Genomic DNA, 5,022 nt, shown 5'->3' on the forward strand with positions numbered 1-5,022 from the left:
GAAGCGGACTTGCGGTCGCCGGCTCAGGCCGGTCTTCGATGTCAGGGTCACCTCGGTGACGACCTCGAAGAGAGTTGACAAACTCCGGCGCTTCAGTAGAATACGCCTTCCTCGCAGGGCGCTGGCGAGGCCCCTCGATCCTTGGATCGACGGCCACGACGGCAAGCGAGACGCTCCGCGCTTCAGGCTGAGGCTTGAAGAGAAAAGGAGCCGCTCTTTAACAATCGATCAGGTAATTCATGTGGGCGCTTGTCGATGAGGTGGTGAGAAGTCACACCATTTCAAGGCAAGCGACTCGTCGAGACCTTCGGGTCTTTTGAGAAGCTTTGACCTTGAGCCAAGTTTGGTCCGCTTTCTGCTCCTGTTTCGGCAGGGGTCAGGGTAAGGACTATATGATCTTAAACTGAAGAGTTTGATCATGGCTCAGATTGAACGCTGGCGGCAGGCCTAACACATGCAAGTCGAGCGGCAGCACGGGAAGCTTGCTTCCTGGTGGCGAGCGGCGGACGGGTGAGTAATGCATAGGAATCTGCCCGGTAGTGGGGGATAACCTGGGGAAACCCAGGCTAATACCGCATACGTCCTACGGGAGAAAGCAGGGGCTCTTCGGACCTTGCGCTATCGGATGAGCCTATGTCGGATTAGCTGGTTGGTGAGGTAATGGCTCACCAAGGCGACGATCCGTAGCTGGTCTGAGAGGATGATCAGCCACATCGGGACTGAGACACGGCCCGAACTCCTACGGGAGGCAGCAGTGGGGAATATTGGACAATGGGCGCAAGCCTGATCCAGCCATGCCGCGTGTGTGAAGAAGGCCCTCGGGTTGTAAAGCACTTTCAGTGGGGAAGAAAGCCTGGTGGTTAATACCCGTCAGGAAGGACATCACCCACAGAAGAAGCACCGGCTAACTCCGTGCCAGCAGCCGCGGTAATACGGAGGGTGCGAGCGTTAATCGGAATTACTGGGCGTAAAGCGCGCGTAGGTGGCTTGATAAGCCGGTTGTGAAAGCCCCGGGCTCAACCTGGGAACGGCATCCGGAACTGTCAGGCTAGAGTGCAGGAGAGGAAGGTAGAATTCCCGGTGTAGCGGTGAAATGCGTAGAGATCGGGAGGAATACCAGTGGCGAAGGCGGCCTTCTGGACTGACACTGACACTGAGGTGCGAAAGCGTGGGTAGCAAACAGGATTAGATACCCTGGTAGTCCACGCCGTAAACGATGTCGACTAGCCGTTGGGTCCTTCGCGGACTTTGTGGCGCAGTTAACGCGATAAGTCGACCGCCTGGGGAGTACGGCCGCAAGGTTAAAACTCAAATGAATTGACGGGGGCCCGCACAAGCGGTGGAGCATGTGGTTTAATTCGATGCAACGCGAAGAACCTTACCTACCCTTGACATCCTGCGAACCCTTCGGAGACGAAGGGGTGCCTTCGGGAACGCAGAGACAGGTGCTGCATGGCTGTCGTCAGCTCGTGTTGTGAAATGTTGGGTTAAGTCCCGTAACGAGCGCAACCCTTGTCCTTATTTGCCAGCGAGTAAAGTCGGGAACTCTAAGGAGACTGCCGGTGACAAACCGGAGGAAGGTGGGGACGACGTCAAGTCATCATGGCCCTTACGGGTAGGGCTACACACGTGCTACAATGGTCAGTACAAAGGGTTGCGAACTTGCGAGAGTGAGCCAATCCCAGAAAGCTGATCTCAGTCCGGATCGGAGTCTGCAACTCGACTCCGTGAAGTCGGAATCGCTAGTAATCGTGAATCAGAATGTCACGGTGAATACGTTCCCGGGCCTTGTACACACCGCCCGTCACACCATGGGAGTGGACTGCACCAGAAGTGGTTAGCCTAACCTTCGGGAGGGCGATCACCACGGTGTGGTTCATGACTGGGGTGAAGTCGTAACAAGGTAGCCGTAGGGGAACCTGCGGCTGGATCACCTCCTTAAACGACGTATCACGCCTCGCGGCAAGTGCTCACAATGAATTACCTGATCGGCCAGAGCAAAGACTGTTTGGGTCGAAGACCCAGTGGTTGTAAGCCGGGTCTGTAGCTCAGTTGGTTAGAGCGCACCCCTGATAAGGGTGAGGTCGGCAGTTCAAATCTGCCCAGACCCACCAAATTTTGGTGAACAGTCTGCTCTTTAACAATGTGAATCATGCTGACAAGTTTTCTCCGCAAGGAGAAAGCAAAAGTGATACGTCTCAAGCGTATCCGGCAATTGTCGTACGTAATCGCGGACCAGACCCTTTCGGGTTATATGGTCAAGCGATTAAGCGCATACGGTGGATGCCTTGGCAGCCAGAGGCGATGAAAGACGTGGTAGCCTGCGATAAGGCTCGGTGAGGTGGCAAACGACCTGTGACCCGGGCATCTCTGAATGGGGAAACCCACCCAGCACAAGCTGGGTATCCCACACTGAATCCATAGGTGTTGGGAGGCGAACCGGGGGAACTGAAACATCTAAGTACCCCGAGGAAAAGAAATCAACCGAGATTCCCCCAGTAGCGGCGAGCGAACGGGGACTAGCCCTTAAGCGGCACAACTGATAGGCGAACAGGCTGGGAAGCCTGACCATAGTGGGTGATAGTCCCGTAGCCGAAATCTGAGTGTCGTGAAATCGAGTAGGTCGGGGCACGTGAAACCTTGACTGAACATGGGGGGACCATCCTCCAAGGCTAAATACTCCTGGCTGACCGATAGTGAACCAGTACCGTGAGGGAAAGGCGAAAAGAACCCCGGAGAGGGGAGTGAAATAGATCCTGAAACCGTATGCGTACAAGCAGTGGGAGCAGACTCGTTCTGTGACCGCGTACCTTTTGTATAATGGGTCAGCGACTTATTTTCAGTGGCGAGCTTAACCGTATAGGGGAGGCGTAGGGAAACCGAGTCTTAACTGGGCGACCAGTCGCTGGGAATAGACCCGAAACCGGGCGATCTATCCATGAGCAGGTTGAAGGTTGAGTAACATCAACTGGAGGACCGAACCAGGATCTGTTGAAAAAGATTTGGATGACTTGTGGATCGGAGTGAAAGGCTAATCAAGCCCGGAGATAGCTGGTTCTCCTCGAAAGCTATTTAGGTAGCGCCTCACGTATCACCGCCGGGGGTAGAGCACTGTTTCGGCTAGGGGGTCATCCCGACTTACCAACCCGAGGCAAACTCCGAATACCGGTGAGTGCAAGCGTGGGAGACACACGGCGGGTGCTAACGTCCGTCGTGAAAAGGGAAACAACCCAGACCGTCAGCTAAGGTCCCGAAATCCTGGTTAAGTGGGAAACGATGTGGGAAGGCTCAGACAGCTAGGAGGTTGGCTTAGAAGCAGCCATCCTTTAAAGAAAGCGTAATAGCTCACTAGTCGAGTCGGCCTGCGCGGAAGATGTAACGGGGCTAAACCAGGTACCGAAGCTACGGGTTAGTCGCGGTAGAGGAGCGTCGTGTAAGCCGATGAAGGTGGATTGAGAAGTCTGCTGGAGGTATCACGAGTGCGAATGCTGACATGAGTAACGACAAGGGGAGTGAAAAACTCCCCCGCCGGAAGACCAAGGGTTTCTGTTCGACGCTAATCGGAGCAGAGTGAGTCGGCCCCTAAGGCGAGGCCGAAAGGCGTAGTCGATGGGAAACGGGTCAATATTCCCGTACCTCACTGTATTGCGATGGGGGGACGAAGAAGGCTAGGTGGGCCAGGCGTTGGTTGTCCTGGTGAAAGCCAGTAGGCTGGGGATTTAGGCAAATCCGAATCCCTAAGGCCGAGAGGCGAGACGAAGGCACTACGGTGCCGAAGTCATCGATGCCACGCTTCCAGGAAAAGCCTCTAAGCTTCAGATACAGTGGGACCGTACCCCAAACCGACACAGGTGGTCAGGTAGAGAATACCAAGGCGCTTGAGAGAACTCGGGTGAAGGAACTAGGCAAAATGGTGCCGTAACTTCGGGAGAAGGCACGCCGGCGTAGGGTGAAGGCACTTGCTGCTGGAGCTCGAACCGGTCGAAGATACCAGGTGGCTGCAACTGTTTATTAAAAACACAGCACTCTGCAAACGCGCAAGCGGACGTATAGGGTGTGACGCCTGCCCGGTGCCGGAAGGTTAAGTGATGGTGTTAGCCCTCGGGCGAAGCTCTTGATCGAAGCCCCGGTAAACGGCGGCCGTAACTATAACGGTCCTAAGGTAGCGAAATTCCTTGTCGGGTAAGTTCCGACCTGCACGAATGGCGTAATGATGGCCACGCTGTCTCCACCCGAGACTCAGTGAAATTGAAATCGCAGTGAAGATGCTGTGTACCCGCGGCTAGACGGAAAGACCCCGTGAACCTTTACTATAGCTTCACACTGGACGCTGATGTTGCTTGTGTAGGATAGCTGGGAGGCTAGGAACCCCGGACGCCAGTTCGGGTGGAGCCAACCTTGAAATACCAGCCTGGCATCATTGGCGTTCTAACTCAGGTCCGTGATCCGGATCGAGGACAGTGTGTGGTGGGTAGTTTGACTGGGGCGGTCTCCTCCCAAAGAGTAACGGAGGAGCACGAAGGTACCCTCAGCACGGTCGGAAATCGTGCATTGAGTGCAAGAGCATAAGGGTGCTTAACTGCGAGACAGACACGTCGAGCAGGTACGAAAGTAGGTTCTAGTGATCCGGTGGTTCTGTATGGAAGGGCCATCGCTCAACGGATAAAAGGTACTCCGGGGATAACAGGCTGATACCGCCCAAGAGTTCACATCGACGGCGGTGTTTGGCACCTCGATGTCGGCTCATCACATCCTGGGGCTGAAGTCGGTCCCAAGGGTATGGCTGTTCGCCATTTAAAGTGGTACGCGAGCTGGGTTTAGAACGTCGTGAGACAGTTCGGTCCCTATCTGCCGTGGGCGTTGGATGTTTGAGAAGAGCTGCTCCTAGTACGAGAGGACCGGAGTGGACGCACCTCTGGTGTTCCGGTTGTCACGCCAGTGGCATTGCCGGGTAGCTACGTGCGGACGGGATAACCGCTGAAAGCATCTAAGCGGGAAGCCCCCTTCAAGATGAGACATCCC

The 5,022-nt window shown here is 55.2% G+C and carries 1 tRNA gene and 2 rRNA genes; all 3 read left to right on the forward strand.

The window, feature by feature from the left end:
• Positions 1-400: 400 nt before the first annotated feature.
• A 16S ribosomal RNA gene (locus HOP53_RS21205) occupies positions 401-1,941 on the forward strand.
• A 96-nt stretch (positions 1,942-2,037) separates the two neighbouring features.
• Positions 2,038-2,114: transfer RNA gene (locus HOP53_RS21210), tRNA-Ile, on the forward strand.
• Between the two features lie 142 nt (positions 2,115-2,256).
• Positions 2,257-5,022, forward strand: a 23S ribosomal RNA gene (locus tag HOP53_RS21215); the annotation flags it as partial.

The organism is Billgrantia ethanolica (assembly GCF_021404305.1).
In the GTDB taxonomy this organism is placed as follows: Bacteria; Pseudomonadota; Gammaproteobacteria; order Pseudomonadales; family Halomonadaceae; genus Halomonas; species Halomonas ethanolica.